The sequence below is a fragment of the Paucibacter sp. PLA-PC-4 genome (assembly GCF_026241155.1).
In the GTDB taxonomy this organism is placed as follows: Bacteria; Pseudomonadota; Gammaproteobacteria; order Burkholderiales; family Burkholderiaceae_C; genus Roseateles_E.
Genome location: NZ_JAPFGP010000006.1, coordinates 108,767 through 133,740, shown reverse-complemented (window position 1 = coordinate 133,740; position 24,974 = coordinate 108,767). Strand labels below are relative to the sequence as shown.

General features: G+C 68.3%; 26 protein-coding genes. 13 read left to right on the top strand and 13 right to left on the bottom strand.

Going from position 1 to position 24,974, the window contains the following annotated elements:
• The first annotated feature begins 73 nt into the window (after positions 1-73).
• The 3 genes from OOZ63_RS11200 (at position 74) to OOZ63_RS11190 (ending at position 5,288) form a co-directional block, all read left to right on the top strand.
• Positions 74-2,134, top strand: coding sequence for an NADPH-dependent 2,4-dienoyl-CoA reductase (locus tag OOZ63_RS11200; RefSeq protein ID WP_266005557.1), 2,061 nt, complete (start codon positions 74-76; stop codon positions 2,132-2,134).
• 151 nt (positions 2,135-2,285) lie between these two features.
• On the top strand, positions 2,286-4,535 hold the full coding sequence (locus OOZ63_RS11195) for a putative bifunctional diguanylate cyclase/phosphodiesterase (protein ID WP_266005556.1): 2,250 nt from the start codon (positions 2,286-2,288) through the stop codon (positions 4,533-4,535).
• A gap of 33 nt (positions 4,536-4,568) precedes the next feature.
• Complete coding sequence (locus OOZ63_RS11190; RefSeq protein WP_266005555.1) at positions 4,569-5,288, top strand: phosphatase PAP2 family protein; 720 nt, start codon at positions 4,569-4,571, stop codon at positions 5,286-5,288.
• Here the strand turns inward: OOZ63_RS11190 and OOZ63_RS11185 are convergent.
• The gene (locus tag OOZ63_RS11185; RefSeq protein WP_266005554.1) at positions 5,221-5,424 is read right to left on the bottom strand and encodes a hypothetical protein; all 204 of its coding nucleotides are present in this window, start codon (positions 5,422-5,424) and stop codon (positions 5,221-5,223) included. The two genes, OOZ63_RS11190 and OOZ63_RS11185, sit on opposite strands and share 68 nt — an antisense overlap.
• A 165-nt stretch (positions 5,425-5,589) precedes the next feature.
• Positions 5,590-6,054 carry an Lrp/AsnC ligand binding domain-containing protein gene (locus OOZ63_RS11180; protein ID WP_137944351.1) on the bottom strand — a complete coding sequence of 155 codons (465 nt, stop codon included), beginning with the start codon at positions 6,052-6,054 and terminating at the stop codon, positions 5,590-5,592.
• A 100-nt stretch (positions 6,055-6,154) separates the two neighbouring features.
• Here OOZ63_RS11180 and OOZ63_RS11175 point away from each other — a divergent pair, with 100 nt between their 5' ends.
• Positions 6,155-9,754 carry an L-glutamate gamma-semialdehyde dehydrogenase gene (locus tag OOZ63_RS11175; protein WP_416234723.1) on the top strand — a complete coding sequence of 1,200 codons (3,600 nt, stop codon included), beginning with the start codon at positions 6,155-6,157 and terminating at the stop codon, positions 9,752-9,754.
• A gap of 57 nt (positions 9,755-9,811) precedes the next feature.
• Here the strand turns inward: OOZ63_RS11175 and OOZ63_RS11170 are convergent, their stop codons facing one another.
• The 4 genes from OOZ63_RS11170 to OOZ63_RS11155 all read right to left on the bottom strand — a co-directional run bounded on the left by OOZ63_RS11170 (position 9,812) and on the right by OOZ63_RS11155 (position 13,035).
• Positions 9,812-10,051, bottom strand: coding sequence for a tautomerase family protein (locus OOZ63_RS11170; RefSeq protein ID WP_266005553.1), 240 nt, complete (start codon positions 10,049-10,051; stop codon positions 9,812-9,814).
• 30 nt (positions 10,052-10,081) lie between these two features.
• Positions 10,082-10,801 carry an SDR family NAD(P)-dependent oxidoreductase gene (locus OOZ63_RS11165; protein ID WP_266005552.1) on the bottom strand — a complete coding sequence of 240 codons (720 nt, stop codon included), beginning with the start codon at positions 10,799-10,801 and terminating at the stop codon, positions 10,082-10,084.
• A 242-nt stretch (positions 10,802-11,043) separates the two neighbouring features.
• Positions 11,044-11,976, bottom strand: a complete 933-nt coding sequence (locus tag OOZ63_RS11160) for a LysR family transcriptional regulator (RefSeq protein ID WP_266005551.1) — start codon at positions 11,974-11,976, stop codon at positions 11,044-11,046.
• A 120-nt stretch (positions 11,977-12,096) separates the two neighbouring features.
• Positions 12,097-13,035: a LysR family transcriptional regulator gene (locus OOZ63_RS11155; RefSeq protein WP_266005550.1), complete on the bottom strand. Its 939-nt coding sequence runs from the start codon at positions 13,033-13,035 to the stop codon at positions 12,097-12,099.
• Positions 13,036-13,215: 180 nt separating this feature from the next.
• Here OOZ63_RS11155 and OOZ63_RS11150 point away from each other — a divergent pair, with 180 nt between their 5' ends.
• Positions 13,216-13,629 carry a RidA family protein gene (locus OOZ63_RS11150; RefSeq protein WP_266005549.1) on the top strand — a complete coding sequence of 138 codons (414 nt, stop codon included), beginning with the start codon at positions 13,216-13,218 and terminating at the stop codon, positions 13,627-13,629.
• A 75-nt stretch (positions 13,630-13,704) separates the two neighbouring features.
• Here OOZ63_RS11150 and OOZ63_RS11145 read toward each other — a convergent pair whose 3' ends face one another.
• The gene (locus OOZ63_RS11145; RefSeq protein WP_266005548.1) at positions 13,705-13,950 is read right to left on the bottom strand and encodes a hypothetical protein; all 246 of its coding nucleotides are present in this window, start codon (positions 13,948-13,950) and stop codon (positions 13,705-13,707) included.
• 231 nt (positions 13,951-14,181) lie between these two features.
• On the opposite strand from OOZ63_RS11145, the gene OOZ63_RS11140 reads away from it, so the two are divergent.
• Positions 14,182-14,478 carry a DUF1016 N-terminal domain-containing protein gene (locus OOZ63_RS11140; protein ID WP_266005547.1) on the top strand — a complete coding sequence of 99 codons (297 nt, stop codon included), beginning with the start codon at positions 14,182-14,184 and terminating at the stop codon, positions 14,476-14,478.
• A gap of 83 nt (positions 14,479-14,561) precedes the next feature.
• Positions 14,562-14,882 (top strand): hypothetical protein, encoded by a 321-nt coding sequence (locus tag OOZ63_RS11135; RefSeq protein ID WP_266005546.1) that lies wholly within the window; start codon positions 14,562-14,564, stop codon positions 14,880-14,882.
• Here OOZ63_RS11135 and OOZ63_RS11130 read toward each other — a convergent pair.
• From OOZ63_RS11130 to OOZ63_RS11120, 3 genes are read right to left on the bottom strand one after another with little or no spacing between them, the layout of a single operon-like run.
• Complete coding sequence (locus tag OOZ63_RS11130; protein WP_266005545.1) at positions 14,815-16,833, bottom strand: DEAD/DEAH box helicase; 2,019 nt, start codon at positions 16,831-16,833, stop codon at positions 14,815-14,817. The genes OOZ63_RS11135 and OOZ63_RS11130 overlap by 68 nt on opposite strands.
• Positions 16,830-17,270, bottom strand: coding sequence for a c-type cytochrome (locus tag OOZ63_RS11125; protein WP_323055741.1), 441 nt, complete (start codon positions 17,268-17,270; stop codon positions 16,830-16,832). The genes OOZ63_RS11130 and OOZ63_RS11125 overlap by 4 nt, the downstream gene beginning before the upstream one ends.
• Before the next feature lie 25 nt (positions 17,271-17,295).
• Positions 17,296-17,688 (bottom strand): hypothetical protein, encoded by a 393-nt coding sequence (locus OOZ63_RS11120; protein WP_266005544.1) that lies wholly within the window; start codon positions 17,686-17,688, stop codon positions 17,296-17,298.
• 371 nt (positions 17,689-18,059) lie between these two features.
• Here OOZ63_RS11120 and OOZ63_RS11115 point away from each other — a divergent pair, with 371 nt between their 5' ends.
• Positions 18,060-18,533 (top strand): Lrp/AsnC family transcriptional regulator, encoded by a 474-nt coding sequence (locus OOZ63_RS11115; RefSeq protein WP_266005543.1) that lies wholly within the window; start codon positions 18,060-18,062, stop codon positions 18,531-18,533.
• A 16-nt stretch (positions 18,534-18,549) separates the two neighbouring features.
• Here OOZ63_RS11115 and OOZ63_RS11110 read toward each other — a convergent pair whose 3' ends face one another.
• Entirely contained in the window at positions 18,550-18,885 is a 336-nt protein-coding gene (locus OOZ63_RS11110) for a hypothetical protein (protein ID WP_266005542.1), read from the bottom strand.
• A gap of 58 nt (positions 18,886-18,943) precedes the next feature.
• Between OOZ63_RS11110 and OOZ63_RS11105 the strand changes: the two genes are divergently transcribed.
• From OOZ63_RS11105 to OOZ63_RS11095, 3 genes are read left to right on the top strand one after another with little or no spacing between them, the layout of a single operon-like run.
• The gene (locus OOZ63_RS11105) at positions 18,944-19,084 is read left to right on the top strand and encodes a hypothetical protein (RefSeq protein ID WP_266005540.1); all 141 of its coding nucleotides are present in this window, start codon (positions 18,944-18,946) and stop codon (positions 19,082-19,084) included.
• Between the two features lie 24 nt (positions 19,085-19,108).
• Positions 19,109-20,854: an ExeA family protein gene (locus OOZ63_RS11100; RefSeq protein WP_266005539.1), complete on the top strand. Its 1,746-nt coding sequence runs from the start codon at positions 19,109-19,111 to the stop codon at positions 20,852-20,854.
• A gap of 6 nt (positions 20,855-20,860) precedes the next feature.
• On the top strand, positions 20,861-21,496 hold the full coding sequence (locus OOZ63_RS11095) for a general secretion pathway protein GspB (RefSeq protein ID WP_266005538.1): 636 nt from the start codon (positions 20,861-20,863) through the stop codon (positions 21,494-21,496).
• Between the two features lie 47 nt (positions 21,497-21,543).
• Here OOZ63_RS11095 and OOZ63_RS11090 read toward each other — a convergent pair whose 3' ends face one another.
• Together OOZ63_RS11090 and OOZ63_RS11085 are read right to left on the bottom strand one after the other, a co-directional pair.
• Positions 21,544-22,443 (bottom strand): SDR family NAD(P)-dependent oxidoreductase, encoded by a 900-nt coding sequence (locus OOZ63_RS11090; RefSeq protein ID WP_266005537.1) that lies wholly within the window; start codon positions 22,441-22,443, stop codon positions 21,544-21,546.
• 42 nt (positions 22,444-22,485) lie between these two features.
• Positions 22,486-23,334: an AraC family transcriptional regulator gene (locus OOZ63_RS11085; protein WP_266005536.1), complete on the bottom strand. Its 849-nt coding sequence runs from the start codon at positions 23,332-23,334 to the stop codon at positions 22,486-22,488.
• Between the two features lie 230 nt (positions 23,335-23,564).
• On the opposite strand from OOZ63_RS11085, the gene proC reads away from it, so the two are divergent.
• Positions 23,565-24,377: a pyrroline-5-carboxylate reductase gene (gene proC / locus OOZ63_RS11080; RefSeq protein ID WP_266005535.1), complete on the top strand. Its 813-nt coding sequence runs from the start codon at positions 23,565-23,567 to the stop codon at positions 24,375-24,377.
• 10 nt (positions 24,378-24,387) lie between these two features.
• Positions 24,388-24,921 carry a chorismate--pyruvate lyase family protein gene (locus OOZ63_RS11075; RefSeq protein ID WP_266005534.1) on the top strand — a complete coding sequence of 178 codons (534 nt, stop codon included), beginning with the start codon at positions 24,388-24,390 and terminating at the stop codon, positions 24,919-24,921.
• Positions 24,922-24,974 lie beyond the last annotated feature (53 nt).

The window sequence follows — 24,974 nt, the reverse complement described above, 5'->3', positions numbered from 1 at the left end:
GAGTGTGAAGAAGTGTTGGGGCTACCATTCCAGGCGTCATCCGACGTGACCTGACCCCCGAGGATTTCCCGCCATGTCCTATCCCCACCTGCTGCAGCCGCTGGACCTCGGTTTCACGACGCTGAAGAACCGCGTGTTGATGGGCAGCATGCACACCGGGCTGGAGGACGGGCGCAAGCACTTCGAGCGCATGGCGGTCTACTTCGCCGAGCGCGCGCGCGGCGAGGTCGGCCTGATCGTGACCGGCGGCTTCGCCCCCAATATCGAGGGCTGGGCCAAGCCCTTCGCGGGCACCCTGGCGACCTCGGGCGCGGCGCGGCGGCACCGGCAGATCACCCAGGCCGTGCATGCCGAGGGCGGCAAGATCGCTTTACAAATCCTGCACACAGGGCGCTATGGCTACCACCCCTTTTGCGTGGCGCCCTCGCGGATCCAGTCGCCGATCTCCCCCTTCACGCCGCGCGAGCTGTCAGCAAGAGGCATCGAGCGCCAGATCAGCGCTTTTGTGCGCTGCGCCCGGCTGGCCCGCGAGGCCGGCTATGACGGCGTCGAGGTCATGGGCTCAGAAGGCTATTTCATCAACCAGTTCCTGGTCACACACACCAACCAGCGCAACGACGGCTGGGGCGGCTCCTACGAGAACCGCATGCGCCTGCCGCTGGAAATCCTCGCGCGCATGCGCTCGGCGGTCGGCCCCGACTTCATCATCATCTACCGGCTCTCGATGCTGGATCTGCTGCCCGGTGGCAGCAACTGGGACGAGGTCGTGACCCTGGCCAAGCGGGTCGCGGCCGGCGGCGCGACGATCATCAACACCGGCATCGGCTGGCACGAGGCGCGCATCCCGACGATTGCCACCAGCGTGCCGCGTGCCGGCTTTGCCTGGGTGACCGCCAAACTCAGGGCCGAGCTGCGCAAGGATGGCATCACGACGCCGCTGATCACCAGCAACCGCATCAACACGCCCGAGGTGGCCGAGCGCGTGCTGGCCGACGGCAGCGCCGATATGGTGAGCATGGCGCGGCCCTTTCTGGCCGATCCCGAGTTCGTCAAGAAGGCGCGCGAGGGCCGGGCCGACGAGATCAACACCTGCATCGCCTGTAACCAGGCCTGCCTGGACCACACCTTTGCGCAAAAGATCTCGACCTGCCTGGTGAACCCGCGCGCAGCCTTCGAGCAGGAGCTGCGCATCGTCCCGATCGCGGCCACCCAGACGCAGCGCAAGAAAATCGCCGTGGTCGGCGCCGGTCCGGCCGGCCTGGCGGCGGCGACGACGCTGGCCGAGCGCGGCCACGAGGTGCACCTGTTCGACAGCGCGGCCGAGATCGGCGGCCAGTTCAATCTGGCCCGGCGAATACCCGGCAAGGAAGAGTTCAGCGAGACGCTGCGCTATTTCGGCCGCCGCATCGAGATCACGGGCGTGCGGCTGCATCTACAGCAGCGAGTGGCCGCCGCCGAGCTGATGGCCTATGACGAAGTGCTGCTGGCCACAGGCGTGACGCCGCGCAACCCGCGCATCAAGGGCCAGGACGATCCGGCGCTGGCCGGCATGGTGCTGTCCTATATCGATGTGCTGCTCAAGCGCGCGCCGGTGGGGCAGCGCGTGGCCATCGTCGGCGCCGGTGGCATCGGCTTCGATGTGGCGGAGTTCCTGGTTGAAGGGGCTCACTCCTTGACTCTTGATCCGGCTGCCTGGCAGCGCGAGTGGGGCGTGGCCGATCCCAGCGAGGTGCGCGGCGGCGTGCGCCGCCCGCAGCCCTCGGCGCCGGCCCGCGCGATCACGCTGTTGCAGCGTAAGGCCGGCAAGCCCGGCGCGGGCCTGGGCAAGACCACCGGCTGGATCCATCGCGCGGCGCTGAAGATGAAGCAGGTCGAGATGGTGGCGGGCGTCAACTACGAGGCCATCAGCGCCGAGGGCCTGTGGGTCAGCTACGGCGACAAACGCCAGGACATGCAGCTGGTGGCGGCTGACACCGTGGTGCTATGTGCCGGCCAGGAGCCCCTGCGCGAATTGGAGGCGCCGCTGCGCGCGGCCGGGCGCAGCGTGCACCTGATCGGCGGTGCGCTGGAGGCCGGTGAACTCGATGCCAAGCGTGCAATATTGCAGGGAACCCGGGTCGGCAGCAGCCTGTAAACCCTAGCCAGACTCAAGCCGGGCGCAGACACTTCCGACAGCCTCAGGGAATGATGAGGGCACAAGCGCCACGAGCGCTTGTGGCACATAAAGCAGTCACCACCGGCACCGCGTCGCGCCGGCATGTCGTGAACCGAGGGTCTGTCCGTCCATGAGCTTGATCAACCGTCGCCGTCACCGGCCGCTGGCTGGATTCGCGCTGCTGTCGCTGCCGGCGGCTGCCGCCTGGGCGGACACCGCCGTGGCCAGCGGACTGCGCGACCCGACGCTGTGGCTGGGTGCCTTCTGCGTGGTCGGCGCGCTGGCCATGGGTGCGACGTTGGGCCTGGTCTGGCAGCAGCGGCGCTGGCTGCGCCAGCGCCGAGCCGAGCTGGTGACCGCGCGCCGCGAGCGCAGCCGCCTGGCGGCCCTGCTCAATGCCATCCCCGACGCGGTCTATCTGAAGGACGCCAGCGGTGCCTATGAGGCCTGCAACCCGGCGTTCGAGCGTCTGATCGGCCTCAGCGAGGCGCAGCTGCAGGGCAAGCGGGATGCCGACCTGGCCGAGCCGCTGCCCGAGCGCGGACGCGCCTGGGCGCGCGGCACCGACGGCGTGCGCCTGTGCCTGGACATGCAGCAAGCGCCGGTGCGGGCCGACGGCCAGGCCCTGGGCCTGCTGGGCGTGGCGCGCGATATGACCGAGCTGCAACTGGCGCTGGACGAGCTCAAGCGTGCGGCCATGGTGTTTGAGCATTGCGCCGAGGGTATTTTGCTGCTCGACGACCAGGTGCGGGTGGTCGACGCCAACCCGGCCTTCTTCCAGATCAGCGGCCTCGATTCGCGCGAGGTGCTGGGCCGGCTGCCGCAGCCGCTGCGCCCCGGCGAACAGGCGCCGGACCTGCAGACCCAGCTCACCGAGGCGCTGGAGCGCGAGGGCAAGTGGTGCGGCGAGCTGACCTTGCGCCGGCGCGACGGGGAGCCAGTGCCAGTCTGGGCGACGCTGGTGCGGGTGCAGCCCGGCAGCTCCAGCCCGCTGCAGCATCTGCTGGTGCTGACCGATATCTCCAAGATCAAGCAGACCGAGGCCGAGCTGCTGCACCAGTCTTTGCACGACCGGCTGACCGGCCTGCCCAATCTGGCCCTGCTGCGGGACCGCGTGACGCGCCAGATCAGCATTGCCCAGCGTGACCACACCTGCGTGGCCGTGCTCTACATCGATCTTGACGGCTTCCGCGATGTCAACGACATCGCCGGCCACGCCGCCGGCGACGAGGTCATCAAGGTCACGGCCGAGCGCTTCATCAATGTCGTGCGGGCCAGCGACTCGGTGGCCCGAGTCGGCGCCGATGAGTTCGTCGTCGTGCTCTCGGGCTTGGTCGACGAGGAGACCGCGATGCGCCTGGGCGACCGGCTGATCCAGTCGATGGACGAGCCCATCATGGTTGGCGCCCAGCGTTTCAATTTGGGCGCCAGCATCGGCTTGGCGCTGTTCCCGACCGATGGCACGACGGTGGACGATCTGCTGCGCAATGCCGAGGCCGCGATGTGCCGCGCCAAGCTGAGCGCGCGCAACACGGTCCAGGCCTACCGGCCCGAGCTGACACTGGCGGTTCAGCAGCGCTTCGAGCTGACCCACGCGCTGCGCCTTGCCAACGAGGCGGCGCAGTTCCGCATCGAGTACCAGCCTCAGGTGCGCCTCTCCGACGGCGAGCTGATCGGCGCCGAAGCCTTGCTGCGCTGGCGCCATCCGACCCGCGGCCCGATTTCGCCGGCCGAGTTCATCCCACTGGCCGAAGACACCGGTCTGATCATCCCGATCGGCCGCTGGGTGCTGCAGGAAGCCTGCGCCCAGGCCGCGCGCTGGCATGGCCAGCCGGGCAAGCCACAGCAGATCGCGGTGAACGTCTCGGCCCGCCAGCTGCGCCAGGCCGATTTCGTCGAGACCGTCGATTTCATCCTGGCCGAGACTGGCTGCCCGCCGCAGGCGCTGGAGCTGGAGGTCACAGAGAGCCTGTTGCTGGAGGATGCGGAGGCGGCCATTGCTTTGCTGACTCAGCTGACCGAGCGCGGCGTGCGGGTCGCGATCGACGACTTCGGCACCGGCTACTCGTCGCTGTCCTATCTGAAGCGCATGCCGGTGCAGACCCTGAAGATCGACCGCAGCTTTGTCTCCGAACTGGGCATTGACAGCAATGTGGCGGCGATTGCCCGCACCGTCATCGTGCTGGCGCGCAGTCTCAACCTGGATGTGCTGGCCGAGGGCGTCGAGACCGCCGAGCAGGCCGCCTGGCTGCGCCGCGAGGGCTGTGACTGGGCCCAGGGCTGGTTTTACGGCCGCGCGATGCCGGCCGAGGACTTCAGCTTCACGCCACCACCCGAGCCGGACCGCAAGCCGGCCGTGCGCCGCCTGCAGCTGGCGTGATCGGCCAGCGCTTCATCGCGTAGCATGCCGGCCATGCTGGAAAACCCGGATCCCTCTGCCGCCACCTGGGCGCTTCTGACCCGCCTGGGCGAAGCGCAAATCCTTGTCCCGCTGCTGCTGGCTGCGATGCTGTGGCTGTGGCTGGGCGCCGGTCAGGGGCGGCTGGCGTTGCGCTGGCTGGCCGGCTTGGCCCTGGTCGCCGGGCTGACCGCGCTCAGCAAAGTGGCGTTCATGGGCTGGGGCCATGGGTCGGCGCGCTGGGATTTCACCGGGTTCTCGGGCCATGCGATGTTTGCCGCCGCCTGCTTTCCGCTGCTGGCCTGGGTCGCACTGCTGGGTCGGGACAAACTTATGCAGAAGCTGGCCGTGATCGCCAGCTTTGTGCTGGCTGCGCTCGTGGCCTACTCCAGATTGGAAGTACACGCTCACTCAGCCTCGGAGTCGGCGAGCGGTTTCGCGCTCGGCGCGCTGGCCAGCTTCATGGCGCTGCGCTGCGCGCCGGCTTTGCGCCTGGCCCTGCCGCTATGGCTGCCGGCCGCACTGGCCGCCGGCCTGCTGATCCTGCCGCTGAGTGCGCCGCGCTCACGCAGCCATGATCTGATGGTGGAGCTGTCCTTGCAGCTGTCGGGCCGGCCCCAGGTCTACACCCGCCAGGACCTGCATCGCCGCCGCATGCCGCCCAAGCTCAGTGCAGCGCCGCACCGCCTTGCTGGCACCACAGCGCCAGCACCGCCTCGTCTGCCTCCTCGCTGATCACCAGACCCTGGCTCAACTCGAAGCTGGAGTCGAACCAGCCGCAGCGCGCACCCGGCTCCGGCAACAACGTGGCCATCAGGGCCTGGCCGGCTTGTAGGGCGGCGGCGGTGATCTGGCGGGCCTGGACTTTCATGGTGGACTCCGAGGGATGCGGGCTGGCGATGGATTCAGTGTGGTCTGCTGCTGGGCGCATTTCCATCACACGCAGGGGGGGGCGATGGGGGAGAGGGTGGCCTTCCTACCCTCCGCCGGGGGCTTCGAAAAACCTTGAAACCCCGCCTTTCACCGTCTTTGAGCCTCAGATCGGCAGTGCAGTCGTGTGCTTGACCTCCTCCATCACCGCATAGGTGCGGGTTTCCCGCACGCCCGGCAGGGTCCAGATCACGCTGCCGATGAACTCGCGGTAGTGCCCCATATCTGCCACCCGGGTCTTCAAGAGGTAGTCGAAGCCGCCGGCCACCAGATGGCATTCCATGATCTCGGGCCGGGCTTGGACGGCGGCCTTGAAGTTGTCCATCACATCGTGCACCGTGCGGTCCAGCAGGATCTCGATGAAGACCAGCATGCTGGCCCCCAGCTTGGCCGGGTTCAGCCGCGCCTCGTAGCCGAGGATGTAGCCCTCGCGGGTCAGCCGCTTGACACGCTCCAGCACCGCGGTCGGCGACAGGTGCACCGCCTCGGCCAGCTTCAGGTTGGAGATGCGGCCATCGGCCTGCAGCGCGCGCAGAATGCGGGCGTCGATCTTGTCGAGTTCGTCGGTCACAGGATTTTTATCGTATGAAGTGCGTTGCTTCCGAATTTAATCCATGTGAGAGATCAATAAAGTTCAGGCATTCACTAGCTCCACCACTCTGGGGACCGTCATGACCGCCTTTGCCCTACCGACCGAAGTTGCCCGTCTGCCCGACCCCTACCGCGCCGAGATCCCGGTGGTCACCGCGCTGGCCGCCAGCGTCAGCCTCGACTGGCCGGCGGTGATCAATCACGCCGGCCCTTGGGTGCAGCAGGTGCGCGCCAACCCCGCGCCCTTTTGGGCGATGGAATCACTGCTGCGCGAGTATCCGATCACCAGCAGCGAGGGCCTGGCGCTGATGCGCCTGGCCGAGGCGCTGCTGCGCGTGCCCGATGTGCCGACCGCGATTGCGCTGACGGCCGACCAACTGGGTCGGGGGCAGTTTGATGGCGCGTCGGAGGGCCCGCACAAGATGCTGGCCAGCCTGTCCGCCTCGGCCATCTCCTTGTCCAAGAAGTTCCTGCCCAATGCCGAGGGCGAGGGCGGCCTGCTGACCCGCCTGGGCGCGCAGACCGTGGTCGCGGCCACTGTCCGCGCGATTCAGCTGCTGGGCCGGCAGTTCGTACTGGGCCGCAATATCCAGGAGGCGATGGGCGAGGCGACGGACGCCCGCAAGGCCGAGCCGATGCTGCGCTTTTCTTACGACATGCTGGGCGAGGGCGCCCGCACCGAGAGCGACGCGCGCCGCTACCAAGCTGCCTACGTCGGTGCAATCAAGGCGATCGCCGCCGGCGCCAAGGCGGCCTCGCCGGAGTCCGCCGACGGCATTTCGATCAAGCTCAGCGCGCTGTTCTCGCGCTACGAGGTGCTGCAGCGCGAGCGCGTTTTCGCCGAGTTGCTGCCGCGGGTCTGGCAGCTCATCGAGCTGGCCGCTCAGGCCAATATCAATCTGACCATCGACGCCGAGGAGGTCGACCGCCTTGAGCTCTCGCTAGATGTGCTGGACACCTTGGCGGCCCGCATCGCCGGCCACTACCCGCAGTGGCGCGGTTTTGGCCTGGCCGTTCAGGCCTACCAGACCCGTGCGCTGGACGTGGTCAACGAGGTGGCGGCGATTGCCCGCAAGCATGGGCTGCGCTTCATGGTACGCCTGGTCAAGGGCGCCTACTGGGACGGCGAAATCAAGCGCGCCCAGGAGCAGGGCCTGGCCTCCTACCCGGTGTTCACGCACAAGCAGCACACTGATGTGTCCTATCTGGCCTGCGCCCAGGCACTGATCGCGCATGCCGGTGTGATCTACCCGCAGTTCGCCAGCCATAACGCCGGCACCATCGCGGCCATCGTGCAGATGGCGCGCAAGGCCAAGGCCCCGTTCGAGATGCAGCGCCTTCATGGCATGGGCGAGGGCGTCTACCGTGAGGTCTTGAAGGACGGCAGCATCCCCTGCCGCGTCTACGCCCCGGTCGGCGAGCACCGCGATCTGCTGGCCTATCTGGTGCGCCGCCTGCTGGAGAACGGTGCCAACAGCTCCTTCGTCCACCAGCTGGCCGATGTCAATGTGCAGGTCCCCGAGCTCTTGGGCTCGCCGCTACAGCAGGTGGCTGCCCAGGGCGCCCTGCCGCTGCCCGCGGCGCTGTACGGCAGCCGCCGCGCCAACTCCACCGGCGCCGACCTGACCGCGCCGGGCCAGCGCCAGCCCTTTGTCGATGCGATTGCTGCTGCGCGCATCGCGCCGGTGGCCGAGGCCTCGGCCGCCGAGGTCGAGGCCGCAATGCAGGGCCTGGCGGCCGGCTTCCCAGCCTGGAACGCCACGCCGGTGGCCGAACGCGCCGCCATCCTGCGTCGAGCTGCCGATGCGCTTGATGCGCGGCTGCACGAGTTCAGCGGCCTGCTGGTCAAGGAGGCCTACAAGACCGCCGGCGACTGCATCGCCGAGGTGCGCGAGGCGGTCGACTTCCTGCGCTACTACGCTGACGAGGCACAGGCCCAGCCTTCGCCTTTGAGCGGCCGTGGCGTGTTCGTCTGCATCAGCCCCTGGAACTTCCCGCTGGCCATTTTTGCCGGCCAGGTGGTCGCGGCCCTGGTGGCCGGCAACACGGTGGCGGCCAAGCCCGCCGAGCAGACCCCGTTTGTCGCGCTGAAGCTGGTCGAGCTGCTGCACGCCGCCGGCGTGCCGGCCGATGCGTTGGTGCTGCTGCACGGCGCCGGTGAGACCGTCGGCGCCGGGCTGGTGGCCCATGCGCTGACGGCCGGTGTCTGCTTCACCGGCTCGACCCAGGTTGCGCAAATCATCAACAAGACGCTGGCCGCCAAGCCGGGCAAAATCGTGCCGCTGATCGCCGAAACCGGTGGCATCAACGCGATGCTGGTCGACTCGACCGCCTTGCCCGAGCAGGTCATCGACGCCGTCGTGCAGAGCGCCTTCCGCTCGGCCGGCCAGCGCTGCTCGGCGCTGCGCCTGTTGTGCGTGCACGAGAGCATTGCCGACGGCCTGATCGAGATGCTGGCCGGCGCGCTGCGCGAGCTGTGGGTCGGCCGGCCGGACGATCTGGCCACTGATGTTGGCCCGGTGATTGACGACGAGGCCTTCGCCAACATCAGCCGCCATGTCGAGCGCCTAAAGCGCGAGGCGACACTCATCGCCGAGGCGCCGGTGCACGACAGCATGCCGCGCCTGGTGCAGCCGGTGGCCTTCGAGCTGGGCCGCATCGATCAACTGGGCGCCGAGATCTTCGGCCCAGTGCTGCATGTGGTGCGCTGGAGCGGCGAGCCGGATGCGGTCATCGAGCAGATCAACGCACTGGGCTTTGGTCTCACTTTGGGTATTCAGACCCGCATCGACAGCCGCGCCCAGCGGCTTGCGAGCCTTGCCAAGATTGGCAATGTCTATGTGAACCGCAACATCATCGGCGCCGTGGTCGGCGTCCAGCCCTTTGGCGGCGAGGGCCTGTCCGGCACCGGCCCCAAGGCCGGCGGTCCGCACTATCTGCAGCGCTTTGCCGCGGTGGCCGAGGCCGGCCTCGAATCGTCCGCAGCGGTCGTCTCCACTTCAGGCAGTAGCGGCCCGGCACCGGTTCCCGCTGATGCGCTGGCCGCACTGCAGCAGGCCCAGGCGCATTGGAGCGAGCGTCCGGTGGCCGAACGCGCCGCGCTGCTCAAGCGCGCCGGCGCGGGCCTGGACACCGCCAGCGCCGCGCTGATCGCCGCGCTGGCTCAGCAGGCCGAGCAAGACCTGGACCCCAAGACGCTGCCGGGCCCCACCGGCGAGAGCAACGAGCTGCGCCAGCATGCCCGCGGCGTCTTCGTTGCCTTGGCTGCCGGCGCCGGCCAGCGCGGCCTGAGTGGTGTGGTCGCCAGTGCACTGCTGGCCGGCAATGCGCTGGCCGTGCTGGTGGATGAGCACAGCCGGCCCCTTGCCGAGAAGCTGCTGCATGCGCTCAGCGGCACCGGCCTGGACCTGAGATTGGTGCAACTCATCGGCCACGAGGGTCAGACCGCCTGGATCGCCAGTCCCGGCATCGCCGGCGTCTGCCTGGCCACGCCCGACGCCGCGCTGGCCCGCGAGGTCCAACGCCAGCTGGCCGAACGCCCCGGAGCTATCCTCCCGCTGATCACCGCCTTCGAAGCCTGCAGCGTCGGCCAGCTCTACCGCTTTGCGGCAGAGCAGACCTTGACGATCAATACCGCCGCCGCCGGGGGCAATGCGGCGTTGCTGGCGGGAGGGCATTGAGTGGCGGCGGCTTGAGTCGTTGCCAGCGCGTGCCTGCAGCTGCTGCGATGTCGGTCGTCAGTTGCCGGCAGCTTCGGCAAGCCGCCGTCGGTGCTCCAGGGTTGGCAGACCGCCCCGGCCCCAATTTTCGGTTGGGACTTCGTCGATGACGACGAAGGTGCTGTCGAGCGGCTTTCCCAGGACATCCCTGAGTAGTTCGCTGACGCCCCGGATCAGGCAGGCCTTCTCTTCGGCAGTGGCGCGATCTTGGCCGGGCTTGGAACCCTCGCGGGTGATCTGGATGGTGACGATGGGCATGATGGGTTTCTCCTTTGGGTCGACTCGATGTCAGTGGCCAGCGCTTTGGCCGCCATCGACATGCAGGATCTCGCCGGTCACGAAGTTGGCAGCGTCGAGGTAGAGCACTGCGTCGACGATGTCGGCGATCTCTCCGTTGCGACCGACCGGGTGCAGTGCGGCCAGCCATTCGTGCGTCGACTCGTGATGCATCGGCGTCTTGATGATGCCGGGCGAGACCGCGTTGAAGCGGATGCCTTTCTTGGCGTACTCGATGGCCAGCGATTTCGTCGCGGCGTTCAGTCCGCCCTTGGTCAGCGAGGCAGTGACCGACGGCACGTTCGAGTTCGCATGGTCGACCAGGCTGGTAGTGATGCTCACCACATGGCCCGAGCCCTGGCGCTCCATCTGGGCGACTACGGCCTGCGTGATGTGGAAGAAGCCGGCGACATTGGTCGAGATGTTCGCTTCAAAGTCTTCCAGCGTGTACTGCGTGAAGGGCTTGGCGGTGAAGATGCCCGCATTGTTCAGCAGCAGGTCAATGCGGCCGAAGCGTTGCAAGGCCTCGTCGACGACGCGTCGGGCGGTGTCGGCCGAGCCGATGTCGCCAGCCACGGTGACCACGCCCAGATCGTCGGACGGTTTGATCGAGCGGGACGTGGCGACGACGCGGTAGCCGTGCTCACGCAACCCTTTGACGACGCCGGCGCCGATGCCTTGCGATGCGCCAGTGATGACGGCGACTCTATGCTGTTGATGACGGTTGCTCATGTTTCATTGCTCCTGATGGGACGCCATGGAGAGAGTGGCGACGGCTCCGTGGCCGAAATCGACCATGGCCTGAATCTAGGGATGTCGGGCCGGCAGCAGAAGTCACCACGATGGAACGACTGAATTGCGCGCTGAGGTCACCCGGTCTTGGCGGGCTACGCCGGCGCTGCGGACAGGCTCGACAGGATCAACGCGCTGCGCGAGCGCTTCGAGGGGCGGCGGTCAGCCGCTGAACCCAGGCTTCAGCGTTCGGCGCTGACGGGGCCGTGTGCGAGTTCCTCGATCAGGAACTCGATCAAGGCTCGCACCCGCAACGCGGTGTGCTCGCGGTTGGGGTAGATCAGCGAGAAGGCGCGGGAGCGCCCGCCGAAGGCCGGGAGCAGCTCCTGCAGCCGCCCCGAGGCGAGGTCTTCCTGGACGATGTAGCGGTAGGTCTGCAGCAGCCCCGCCCCCTGGCGCGCCAGCGTCACCATGCCCAGGTAGTCCTCGACGCAGCGGTAGCTGGGCGGCGTGGCCAGGTCGACCTCCCGGCCATCGACGCGGAATTGCCATGACACGAACTGCCCCGTGCTGGGCAGTACGAACTGCAGGCAGTCATGCCGCGACAAGTCGTCTAGCGACCGTGGCACGCCGGCGCGGGCCAGGTAGTCGGGCGAGGCCACCAGCACCAATTCCGCATCCTCCAGCTTGCGGGCGATCAGCGTGGAGTCGGGCGGCGTGCGGCCGCGGATAGCCAGGTCGAAGTCCTCGGCGGTGAAGTCGACGTTGCGGTTGCTCAGGTTCAGCTCGAACTGCACCAGCGGGTAGCGCAGGCGGAATTTCGGCAGCAGCGGCAGCACCCGGCAATGCCCGTAGGGCGAGGCCATGCTGATGCGTAGAAGGCCGCTGGGCGCTGTCTGCGCGCCGGTCAGCTTGGCTTCGGCGTCACGCATCAGGCTCAGGGCCTGACGGCAGTGGTCGTAGTAGGTGCGCCCGCTGTCGGTCAGGTGGATGCGCCGCGTGCTGCGCACAAAGAGTCGCACACCCAAGCGCACTTCAAGACGAGCCACCGACCGGCTGACCGCCGCTGGGTTCAGCCCCGCCGCCTGCGCCGCCGCCGTGAAGCTCTGCAACTCGGCCGCCAGGCAGAACAGTTCGAGACTGCCCAGCATCACGTCGTTGAGGTTGCGTTCCATGGCTTGCGTCGCGCGGTCGGGATTCGTGATTCTATGGAGCAGCTGGGGCCAGTTGATCCGCTTGCCGCTGGGCGATCCGACGGCACACGCAATCTCGCCGTGCCGGCCGGGACAGGCCGCTCACGGACGGCTCGACCCCAGCGCATCCCCCGCCATCAACTCATCAATCCAGTCCATGAACACCCGCAGCTTGGCGCTGACATGCCGTGTCGGCGGGTAGGCGAGGTACAGGGGCATAGCGTCAAGCTGCCAGCCGTCGAACAGGGGCAGCAGCTCGCCGCGCGCAGCATGGGGCTCGGCCAGATAGCGCGGCAGCCAGAGCACGCCCATGCCGGCGAGGCCGGCCGCGAGATAGGCGTTGCCGTCGTCGGCCGCGACGACGTAGCGGCCGCAGACCTCGACGGATTCCTCCGCGGCGCCCCGGCCGCGCTGCATCGGCATCGTCGCGACCCGGCCGCTGCCGGAGCGCAGGAAGCCGACGATGCGGTGAGGCGTAGCGCCGTCGTTCAGCTCGGCGGGATGGTTGGGTGTTCCCGCGCGCTGCAGGTAGTCGGGCGCGGCATAGATGCCGAGCTGCAGCTCGCCGACGCGGCGTGCGATCAGCGAGGGCACGGTGACTTCGCCGCCGCGCAGCACGCAGTCGACGTTGTCGCCGATCACATCGACGATGCGGTCGCTGACGCCCATATCGATCTGTATCTCCGGATAGCGCGCATGGAACTTGGGTAGCGCCGGCATCAGGATCAGGCGCGCAAACGGGCTCGGCACGTCCACTCGCAGGCGGCCGCGCGGCGCCGCCGTCAGGCCGGCCAGCCCGGCATCGGCCTGCTCCAGGTCCGCGAGCACGCGCACGACGCGCTCGTAGTACGCGGCCCCCTCGGGCGTCACCGTCACCCGCCGGGTCGTGCGGTGCAGCAGCTTGACGCGCAGCCGTGCCTCCAGCTGCTGCACCAGCTGCGTCACGGAGGTCTTGCTCAGGTGCAGGGTCTGAGCCGCTTTGGTGAAGCTGCCGGCCTCCACCACGCGGGCGAAGGCTTGCAGCGTGTCGAATCGGTCCATCGGCTCGGGTTGGCTGGTGTGGCGAAAGAGGTGGGGAATGGAATGAGGGCTCGGCGGCGATTGTCCCGAATCGCCAAACAGTCATTGTGCGAGCTGCTTGTTTATCGCGCGGCGCGGACTTCCTAAAGTCTCGACATCCGATCCCTTTTCACTTCATTCATGCCTTCAAGGAGTTCCCGCATGTCCACACGCGATGTTGTCATCCCCGCCGGCCGTCACGCGCTCTACGAGCTGCACCGCTACTCGCCGGCCATCCGCTCCAATGGTTTGCTGTTTGTCTCGGGCCAGGTCGGCAGCCGGCCCGATGGCTCGCCCGAGCCGCAGCTCGATGAGCAGGTGCGCCTGGCCTTCCGCAATCTCAATGCCATCCTGGCCGAGGCCGGCTGCAGCTTCGCCGACGTGATCGATGTGACAGTCTTCATGGTGAACCCGCAAGAGCATTTCGAACGTGCCTGGGCCGTGGCCGCAGAGTACTGGGGCGAGGCGCCGTATCCGACCGCGACCGCCATTGGCGTCACCTGGTTGTCCGGTTTCCAGTTCGAGATCAAGGTAATCGCTAAGCTGCCAGAGGCCTTTGCGCGCTCGACGCGATAATGCCAGAGGTCCCAACGCTCGCCGCCGACGTTCCTCAACACGGCGCCTTTCGGCGCGGCCAGCGACATCCATCCGTCAAGAATCGTTTCGGTAGGACTGGGCAGGCACCCCCGTCTCGCGATCAACACCGCGCCGGTTAACCCACGCTGCGGCCACCACGCTGGCACCGAGAGCGAGCAATAGCTTGATCAGCCACGCCACGGCCAGGCTTGTGGAGCCGGACAGCACCTGGCCGACGGTTGCCATGGCGTAGCAAAGGACGGCGATCACGCCCGATGACAAGACGAGCTTTGACGTTGGACTGTGGTCTGTTGAAGTCATCGTAAACCTCCGCTCTATGTGGGGCTTGTGCCTGCACTGGATGCTACGGATGGTAGCCTCTACGTCATCGCAACTGTGCGGCCTTTTCTCCCCAGTGCGCGGCGCGGCTCCATAACTGCTGCCCCGAGCCGGCACACGTCTGAGCCCTGAGTTCGGGCCTGCCGGTGTCATTGGCACAATGGTCGATTGCCAGTACCCGCCAAGCCGACGAGCACCTGAAGAAACAGGGTTTTGCATGGAACTGACCAGCACCTCACGGAGCAGCAGGCCGAATACGGCACGGCGCTGATCCAGACTCTCGCCGTTGACTTGGGCCTGCGGCATGGCATTGGTTTCAGCCGCCGCATTCTGGTTTATCTGCGCCCGCTGTACCAACCCTACCCAGCCAGCGCGCCGATAAGTCAGAAGCCTTCTTACCAATTGAGCTGGTCGCACTACGTGGAGCTGCTCAAGATCGAAGACGCGCTGGAGCGCGGCTTCTACGAGCAACAGGCCCGGGCCGAGCGCTGGTCAGTGCCGGAACTGTAGCGACAGAAGGCCGTCGCCTGTTTCTGCGTCTGGCCGCCAGCCACGACAAGCCCGGCATCCTGCAGCTGGCCCAGCAGGGCCTGGTGGCGGAGCGGCCGGCCGACCTGCTGCGCACGCCCTATGTGTTCGAGTTCCTCAAGATCCCCGAGCCGCACCAGGTCTCGCAGACCGAGTTTGAAACCCTGCTGGTCGAACACGCGACGTGCGGCATGAGCAGCCAGCTCTTTGTACAGAAGTACCAGCTCTATCTGCCGGACCGGGAGGTCCTGCGCACAGAGCTGGAGGAGACGCTGAGGGTGGCGGGCCAGCCCACGAGGCAAGCCCATGGCACGGTCCTCATTCGCTGGCTCGAGCGCGCCAGAACCCCGCATCGATCAACTGCTCGGTGCCGCTCACCTCGTTGACCAGCCAGAACTGCTGTCCGTCCAGGCTCAGCCTGCTGACCTCGCCGGTGTGGCGGCCGGCCCGCACGCGCCGGCCCAGGGCATTGGCCGGGAAGTCCGGTTGCCGCGCCAGATCCCTGAGGTCCAGCGCCACCCGCGCATCGCCGGCCAGGCGCAGGCGCTGCACCAGGGGCGCGAGCAAGGGGCTGGCCGCGTCGCTGGCCGAGAGATAAATGATCAGCTTGGCCTGGGCACGGCTGAATGCGACATTGAGCAGGCGCTGCGCCTCCTCGCCATGCAGAAAAGGCTGGCTGCCGTCCACCGGATCGAACAGCACCACCGGTGCCTCGCTGCCCTGCGCGCGGTGCACCGTGCTGACCTTGACGGCCGCATCGGGCACGCCGCGCTCGCGCAGGCAGCGGCGTATCAGCGCGCGCTGGGCGCGAAACGGCGTCAGCACGATCAGCTCCTGCTCCAGCCAGTCGCCGCCGTGCAGCGCGGCCGCCACGGCATCGGCCATCGCCTCTGCCGACTCGCGCCGCACTGGCCCGCGCTCGGCCGCCGACCAGGCGCCGTCGCTTTTGACACGGCGCAGCTGCACATGGGTGCTTGCATCGGTCTCGCCCAGCGCGCGCCGGCGCGCCGTTGCCCAGGCTGGCGCGGCTTGCGCGTCGACGGCTACCCGCAGCGCGCCCTCGTAAAACAGCGCGCTGACCAGCTCGCTGATTGGCGCGGCCATGCGCGACTGCTCGTCCAGGAGGGCTACCGATGGGCCCTGGCGCGGCATTTCGGCAAAGGCCGAGCGGCCTAGCCAGCGGCGCGCGCCGCGATCCGGGCTGCGCAGCACCGGCGAGAGCTGCCGCGGGTCGCCAGCGAACAGCCTGGCGCGGCCCAGCGGCATCAGCGCCAGCGCATGGGCCAGGCTGACCTGGCTGGCTTCGTCGAAGACCAGCAGGTCGAACGGCGGCTCGTCGGCATCGTCACTCAGCTCGCGCAGCGTCTTCAGCGTAAAGGCGGCGCGGGTGGTGGTCATGCTGGCCAGCCTACAGCGCCGCATCACCTGCAGCGAGGCTGCGCGAAGCTCCTCGCGCAGCGCCGCGACGCGGTCAGCCCAAGCCTTCAGCGCAGTGCCATCGCCGCGCGCCGAAGGCCGCGCCGCCTCGGCCCGAGCCAGCCGACCGATCAGGCCCTGGTCGTCGCTCGGGAGCAGGTGCTCGCGGCCGGCATAGGCTGCGGCATCGAAGCGGGTGCCCAGGCGCTGCACGCTGGCCCGCCAATGCTCGCGCCGGCCTTTTACCAGCGCCTTGTCGACTGCGATGGTGGCCAGGTCCACCGCCTGGTTGGTTGTCGAGAGCAGCAGCACGCGGGCCTCGGGCCGGCGATCCAGATACTCGGCCAGCAAGACGCCCAGCGTTGTGGTTTTGCCGGTGCCGGGCGGGCCCCAGAGAAAGGCGCTGCTGTGCTGCACAAGCGCCAGCGCTGCGCGCTGGGCCGGGCGCAGCCAGCGAAACGGCGCACCGTTCAACGCCGTGGCGGCGTCCACCGGGCGAGGCTGGCCCAGATCGGGCAGGCAGGCCAGCGCACGTTCGGCCCAGGGTGTGTCCCACCAGGCATCGGCCACGGCGTTCAGAAAGCGGGTCGGGTACAGGCGTATCAGGCAGTCCGGCCCCGGCGGCGCGCTGCTGGCGTTGTGCAGCAGCAGCTGGTCCTCCTCGGCCAGCACGGCCAGAACGCTGGCTCCGCCCTTGACCGGCGCGCCCCACCAGGCCGAGGCCCCGTCCAGGCTGTCGTCCAGCAGGGCTTGGGCCGAGGCGGCGCCCGGCCGCTGGCCTTCGGCATAGACATAGCCCGGCTCCAGCGTGACACGCCACAGCGCGCCCTCGCGCTCGCTGCGCAGCACCTTGAAGTCGTAGAACTCGGGCGTCGCCGCCAGCTCGGCGGCCAGCGCCTCGCGCAGGTCGGCCAGGCTCATCGGGCAGTGGGCGAGGAGGGCGGGGTGGCTGGCACGCTCGCCAGATAGGCCAGCAGATTCGCCATCTTCTGGTCGTTGTAGCCAATGCTGAAGAAGCGCATCTTGGTGCCCGGCACGCTACGCTGCGGATCTCGGATGAAGGCTGCTAGGCTGGTCTCCGACCAGACGATGCCGGATTTCCTCATCGCGGCCGAGTAGCTGTAGTCCGGCGTGGACCCGGCCTGCCGCCCGACGATGCCATTGAGCTGTGGCCCGAAGCCGCCGCGCGCCGAGGGGCCGACCTGATGGCATGACGCGCAGGCGGCCACGAAAGTCGCCTTGCCGGCTGCGATAGTGCCCGCAGGGCCGGCTGCGCCAGCGTCTGAGGGGCCGAGCGCGAGCAGCGCGGCGAGAGTCAGGCCGGTGTAGGTCGACGTCGACAAGGTCCAAGAAGGCAAGGCCGCGAGCTCCAGGGTGTCGGGGTCAGGACTTGATCTGCCTGCCGCTTTCGGTACTACCGGAGGGATGCTTGGTCCCAGGGCTGTCAGGGCAGCCGACGAACTTGGCCGGCTCGACAGTCACAGGCCCGAACCACTCGACCGCCCCGGCAATGCCACCGAAGCGAATGATCCATGCCCGCGTCCCGCCCATGTCGACCAGCCCGTTGTATTTGTAGCCATCCATCGCCAACGGCGAGTCGAACAGAACGAAGCGCTTGAGTTGGGTCTCGAGCTTTGCCGGAATTTCCGGTGCGCCGCCAAGTGCCGGCGCCTGGTTGAACTTTGCCAGCAAGCTTGCTCGATCACAGGTCGCGTTGTTGGCCGCATGTGCCGAGACGGCGAGCATCAGCAATACGGCGATGGCGGGTTTGCGCATGTGAGTGGTCTCATGGATTGCGTTGATCGGCCACCGCGAGGGGCAGGGCTGATGGCGACAGTATCCCAGCGCCAACGACGGCGCCGCCTCGCGGATGAATACGGCTTGAGCCACCTGGCGCGGCGGCATGCCCCCAAAGCGAAACCCCAAGCCACATTGCTGTGCTTGGGGTCTGGGTGGCGTTCGAACCGGTGCTCTTGTGAAGCGGTGGTCCTGACGCGAGATCGGGCGGATGGCCTGGGCGCTGTCGGAGTGGATAACTCAGTGCCTTCAGTGTATGCAACAGGGCTTGGCAGATGATTGCGAAGATGGCTTGGATTTTTTCCAACGCGCAATAATCTGCCAATTAATGATTTCTTTGAGGTGACTAATTGGAGATTGACAAGTTTGACCGGCAGATTCTGGAAATCCTTCAGAAGGAAGGTCGCATCAACAACCAGGAGCTTGCGGACCGGATCGGGCTGTCGCCCTCGCCCTGTCTGCGGCGCGTGCGGGCGCTGGAGGAGGCTGGGCTGGTGAGTGGCTATCGTGCGGTGGTGAACGCCAAGAAGCTGGGCCTGACCTTGATGGCCCTTGTCCATATCTCGATGGATGTGCACACGCCGGAGCGTTTTGCCGGCTTTGAGGCGGCGGTGGCCTTGCTGCCCGAGGTCCTGGAGTGCTTGCTGATCACCGGCCAGGCCGCGGATTACCAGCTGAAAGTGGCGGTGCGCGATATGGACCATTACCAGGCCTTGCTGCTGGGTCATCTGACCCGCATCTCCGGGGTGACGGGTGTGCACAGCAGCTTTGTGCTGCGCAGCGTGCTCAAGGACTCGGTGGTGCCGGTCCATCTGGCTGCTTAAGCGCCGACATCTGGGCTCAGGCCTGCCAAACCGCGTAACCAGCCTCGCGCAGTCCGATCGCTAGCTCGACCTCCATCTCCCGGGCGGCCTCGTAAGGCATGGGGTTGTAGACCGCGTAGAGCTCGGGCAGCAGGCGCAGCCCGTAGTCGCGCACCAGGCGGTTAGCCTGCACACCAGCTTTATGGCGGTCGAAGCGCAGGTCCGGGTCGAGCCCGGTCATGCCGACATAGACGCAGGGCTTGCGGATATCGTGGTCGGGATTGGCGCGGCGAAAGCTCGCCAGGTTCCAAACGCGGTCGGACAGCTCGACGACATAGACGTGGTGATGGTGTTGGCGCGGGCGCGGCGGCATGGCAGCCGCAATTGTCGCGGCCAAAGAAAATGCCTGCGCCAGCCCTTACCATCGCCGGATGAAAACAAGCTATCTCTTCGGCGCCATCCTGGCCTGCAGCGTCATCGGTGCCGTGCTGGGCAACCGCTCGGCCAAGACTCTGGCCCTGATCGTTTCGGGCGCGCTGTCCATCTACGGACTGGCCCGCGTGCTGGGCTGATGCACCGGGGCTGACATCGTCACCATGTACGCGAACTTCTTCGGCCTGCAGCAAGAGCCGTTCTCGATCGCGCCGGACCCGCGCTATCTGTTCATGAGCGAGCGCCATCGCGAGGCGCTGGCCCATCTTCTCTACGGCCTGCGCGGTGGTGGCGGCTTCGTGCTGCTGACCGGCGAGATCGGTGCCGGAAAGACCACGGTTTGCCGCTGCTTCTTGGAGCAGATCCCGGCCCAGGACTGCAATGTCGCCTACATCTTCAACCCCAAGCTGACCGTCACCGAGCTGCTGAAGACGGTGTGCGAGGAATATCACATCGAGCTCGGCCCGGGCGAGCTCCAGACGGTCAAGCCGTATGTCGACGCGCTGAACAACTTTTTGCTGGCCCAGCATGGCGCCGGCCGTAACACAGTGCTGATCATCGACGAGGCGCAAAACCTCGCGCCCTCGTTGCTGGAGCAACTGCGCCTGCTGACCAATCTGGAGACCCGCGAGCGCAAACTGCTGCAGATCATCCTGATCGGCCAGCCCGAGCTGCGCACCATGTTGGCCGCCCCGGAGCTGGAACAAATGGCCCAGCGCGTGATCGCGCGCTTTCACCTGCAGGCCCTGTCCGAGGCCGAGACCGCGCAGTATGTGCGGCATCGGCTGGGCGTTGCCGGCTTCGGTGGGGCGCTGGCCTTGCCCTTTGATCGCACGGCGCTGCGCCAGATCCACCGGCTCTCGCGCGGTGTGCCGCGACGCATCAATCTGCTGTGCGACCGGGCCTTGCTGGGCGCCTATGCCCAGGGCCGCAAACGCATCGACCGCGCCACGCTGGACAAGGCCGCCGCCGAGGTGTTCGACGATGCGGCCTCGCGGCGCAATTCCGGCTTTGGGCGACGGCGGGCGTGGATGCTCGGAGCCGGCGGCGCACTGACGGCCGCAGCGGTGTTCGCACTGGCCACGCGCTCACTGGGGCCCGAGGCCGGACGGCCTGTCACTGCTACCGCTGCGGCTGCATCGGCCCCAGCGAGCGCCGCGTCGGGCGCATCTTCCGTTGCTGCTGCGTCTGCGGCCAGCACGGCCGTAGCCGAAGCGGCCTCCGCCCCGGCGCCCCGACCCGACCCGGCCGCGACGATCACGCTGGCCTTGCGCAGCGAGGCCGATGCCTGGCGCGAACTGGCGGCGGCCTGGGCGCTGCAGCCGCCCAAGGCCGACGCCGACTTCGCCGAGCTCTGCGCGGGCCTGCGCAAGGCCGCGCAGACCCGCGCCGATCCGGCACCCCAGTGTTTCACCCAGAGCAGCGCTGCCGATGGCGGCCTGGCCCTGCTGCGCCTGCTGGACCGCCCGGCCATCCTGACCCTGCACGACGCCAGCGGCGAGCCCGCCTATGTGCTGCTGCAAAGCCTGGGGAGCCAGCACGCCACCGTCAGCGCCGGCGGCCACACACAGACCGTCAGCCTGCTGGCGCTGGACCGGCAGTGGCGCGGCGAATTCAGAACCCTGTGGCGCGCGCCGCCGGCCTACCAGGGCCGCATCACCAGCGGCCCGCTGCCGGCATGGCTTGATGCCCAGCTCGACCAGGCTTTCTCCGGCGCGCCGGCTGCCGATGGTGCACCTGTGCCGCTCAGCGTCAAGTACGACCAGGCGCTGCGTGCCAAGGTGGCAGCCTTCCAGCGCGCCCAGGGCCTCAAGAGCGACGGTTTGGCCGGCCCCGTCACGCTGATGCTGCTCAACCGCGCCAGCGGCATCGGCGAGCCGCGTCTTCAACAAGCCTTGGCCGGGCACTGAAGCACCATGTCATACATTCTCGATGCCTTGCGGCGCGCTGAATCCGAACGGGAGCGCGGCGGCGTGCCGGGCCTGCACGCCAACCCCCTGCCCGCCGACCATGCCGATGATGACGAGGCGGCCGCGCCGGCAAGGCGCTGGCTGTGGGGCGCGGCTGTGCTACTGCTTGGCGCAGCAGGCCTTGCTGCCTGGCTGCTTTCGGCCGGTGTCCCCAGCGCACCGGTGCAAGTGGCCATCGCGCCCCCCTCGCCACCGATGCCGCGACCGCCGGCCGCCGCGCCCCAGCCCGGTCCCGAGCTGAAGCGGCTGGAGCCGGCCCCGCTGATCATCGAGACGCCAGTCGAAACCAAACCGAGCCCGGCCCTGCCCATCGTGACCAGCGCCTCGACGACCGCGCCTACCGTCACCGAACGCGCGGTGCCTGCATTGGCCGAGCTGCCCGAGGCCTTCCGCCGCGGCTTGCCGCCGCTGGCGACCAGCGGCGCGATGTACTCCGACGCGCCTGCCCAGCGCATGCTGATCGTCAACGGGCAGCTGTTCCGCGAGGGCGACAAGATCGCCGATGGACTGGTGCTTGAGCAGATCCAGCTCAAGCGCGCAATTTTCTTGGCGCGCGGGCAGCGCTTCAGCGTCAGTTACTGAAGCATCCGCGGTCCTATCGACCGGCAAGCGCAAGGGCTGCCTCCGCCCTACGGCAGCTCGAAGGCTCCGACTTGGCGGCCATCGATATCGCTGAAGCCGTACTCGCGTGCCAGATCTGCGACCCTCAGCACCCTCCCGCTGCGCTCCAACACCTGCGGGTCGGCCGCCAGTGCTGCCACCGCGCGGCCCAGATAGCGCGGCGACTCCGTGCGTGCCAGCGCCGGGCTGTCCTGCCAGTGGGCTTCGTCGGTCCGGTGCCCGCTGAGCACGAACTCGGTCCGCATCCAGCCCGGCGAGAGCGCCAGCGAGGCCACGCGATGCGGCCGCAGCTCCTCGGCCATGCCGAAGGCCAGCCGGCTGATCGCAGCCTTGGCCAGGTCGTAGAACAGATTGCCGCGCAAATAGCGGTCGCGGTCCCAGAAGGTGGTGCCGACGATCAGGCCGTGGCCCTGTTTCACCATCAGCGGCGCCGCATGGCGGCCGGCCAGCAGATGGTTGCGCACGCCACGCTCCATCATCGCGTCCCACTGCGCCAGCGGATGCTGCCAGAACGGCGCCTCAAAAACGCCGTCAAAGCACTCATGGCCGCCCCAGGCGTTGTTGACCAGCAGATCGAGCCGGCCCTGCTCGTGCCAGACCCGGGCGAACAGTGCGGCCACCTGTTCGTCCTGCGTGTGGTCGCAACGCACGGCGATACCGCGCCCGCCCAGCCGGTTCAGGTCCTCGGCGCAATCGTCTATCGTGCCGGGCAGGCGCTCTAGCCCGGACAGCGCCAGGATCTGGCCATAGCCATCGGCCGGCTGCTCGCGGGTGCTGCGCCCGGTCACATAGACGGTGGCACCGGCCGCACCCAGCTCCAGCGCGATGCCGCGCCCGGCGCCGCGGCTGGCGCCGGTGACCACGGCGACGCGGCCGTGCAGCGGTTGCGGTGTTGGAGAGTCCTGCATGGCTTGTCCTTGCTGATGTCGAGGCCACACGGTAGCGCCGGCTCAGGACCCTGTCTTGGAAGAACCCGAAACGGCTCGAGCCAGAAACTCTGTGGGGCTGAGGCCGCACAGCGCGCGGAATTCCTTGACCAGATGGGCCTGGTCGTAGAAACCGCTGTCCAGCGCCAGACCGACCCAGCCGGGCGTCGCGCCCTGCAGCCGCAGCCGGCGCAGGCAAGCCTGCAGCCGGGCCAGCCGGCTCCAGGCCCGCGGCGACAGACCCACCTCGAGCTGGAACAGCTGCTGTAGCCGGCGCTCGCCGACGCCGAGCGCCGCCGCGATCTCGCGCAGCGGCCGGCGCCCCTCGGACGTGCCAATCAGCTGCAGCGCTTGCATCACCGCCGGGCGGTCGTTGATCGTCGGGTCCGGCAAGCGCCCTTGCAAAAAGCCCTGCAACACGGTCAAACGGGCTGCGTCGCCGCAGGTGGTGGAGAGCCTTTCGCCCAGCTCGGCGCCGGCACCCCGCCACAGGCTGTCCAGTGGCAAGACCTGACCCGTCAGCTCGCCGGCCGGCAGCCCGAGCAAGGCCGCTGCCGCACCCGGCCGCAGGGTCAGCGACAGTCCCTCAAGACGACCTTGCAAGTGCAGCAGCACCGGCGCTGCCGAGGCACCCAGCACCTGTACGGTCGGCGCATCGCCGAACTCGACGATCAGGCGCAGCGCTCCGTCCGGCAGCACCCGCTCCAGGATCTCGGAGCCGGCCGGGATGGTCTCGCTGTAGGCCAGGATGTGCGACACATAGGGGCGCAGCGGCACCTCGACCGTGCAGGCGCGCAGCGTGCCCGGCGGCATGTGGGCCTCGGGCCCATGCAGCTCGTCGTCTTCCAGACGCAGAAACAGGCGTTCGTTCATGGCTTGGACCGATGCTAGCGGCTGAGACGGCAGCAAGCTGGCACGGAAGCTGCTGTAGGGAAAGTACTTTCGTTTGTCTCCTCCATCCGCCTGGATGGATTCAGGCCTGGGGCTCACGCCCCGGGCCCTTTTTTTGCCCGTAGCGGTGCGCCCACCCTGTTCGGGGGCAAGACCTGCACCCGGCTGGTGCATGGAGTGGGGCGGCGAGCCGGGCCCTACACTTGCGCTCCATGAGTACCCCCATTGCATTCATCGGCGGCGGCAATATGGCCAGCGCCATCATCGGCGGCTTGTTGCGGGCCGGTCGGGCAGCGCAATCCCTGATCGTGGTCGAGCCCTTCGAGGCGCAGCGTGCCAAGCTCGCAAGCGACTTCGGCCTGCGTGCACTGGCGAGCCCCGATGCCAGCCTGGCCGGCGCCGGCCTGGTGGTCTGGGCCGTCAAGCCCCAGCTCTTCGCCGAGGCTGCCGCGCCCTGTGCCGGCCTGCTGGTCCAGGCCCTGCAGCTCTCGGTGATGGCTGGCATCCGCAGCGATGCGCTCGCCGCTGCCACCGGTAGCGAGCGGGTCGTGCGTGCGATGCCCAACACCCCGGCCCTGATCGGCCAGGGCATTGCCGGCCTGTTTGCGCGCGCCGCTGTGTCGGTGGCCGACCGGGCCCGCGTCGAGCAAGTCCTGGCCCCGACGGGTGCGACGCTGTGGGTGGACCAAGAGGCGCAGCTCGACGGGGTGACCGCACTGTCGGGCTCCGGCCCGGCCTACTTCTTCTTTGTCGTCGAGGCGATGATGGTGGCCGCTCAGCAGATGGGCTTGTCGGCCGAGCAGGGCCGCAAGCTGGCGCTGGCCACCTGTGGCGGTGCGGCGGCGCTCGGCCTGCAATCGAGCGATTCGCCGACCCTGCTGCGCGAGAAGGTCACCTCCAAGGGCGGCACTACCCATGCGGCGATCAGCAGCCTGCAGGCCGACGGGGTTGACGCCGCCATCGTGCGCGCGGTGCGCGCCGCCGAGCAGCGTGCGCGCGAGCTGGGCGAAGAGTTCGGGCGCTGAGTCTGCTGCGATGGGAATTGCATGCCGCAGCGGCCTGCGCGACTGGTTGCGCGCGCCGGGCTCGTTGAGCCGGCGGCTGGCGGCGCTGGGCCAGCGCTACGAGGTCCAGGTCTTGCGGCAGCAGGTGGCTCCGCTGCGCGGCCCCGAGCGTGCCGCGCTGGGCCTGCCGCGACGCGGCTGTACCGTGGTGCGCGAGGTGATTCTGCGCGTTGACGGCCAACCCCTGGTCTGGGCCCGCTCGGCGCTGCACGGCAGCGCGCTGGCCGGGCCTTGGAAGGCGCTGAAGGGCTTGGGCGCCAAGCCGCTGGGCCATCTGCTCTATGCCGACCGACGTGTCGCGCGCAGCGAGCTGCAGCCACGCCGGCTCTCGCGCCATGGCCACACGCGACGCCAGATGCAAAAGCAGTGGTTCTCCGCGACGGGCACCGAGGCCTCGCCGCAGATGCTGTGGTCGCGCAACTCGGTGTTCCGCCGCTGCGGCGCCCAACTGCGGGTGATGGAGTTGTTCGCTCCGGCGCTGGCCGGGCACAAGCCCCGGCGCTGAGCAAGGAATAGCGGCTTGCCCGCATGATGGGCGCTCAACCCAGGAGCGCTGCC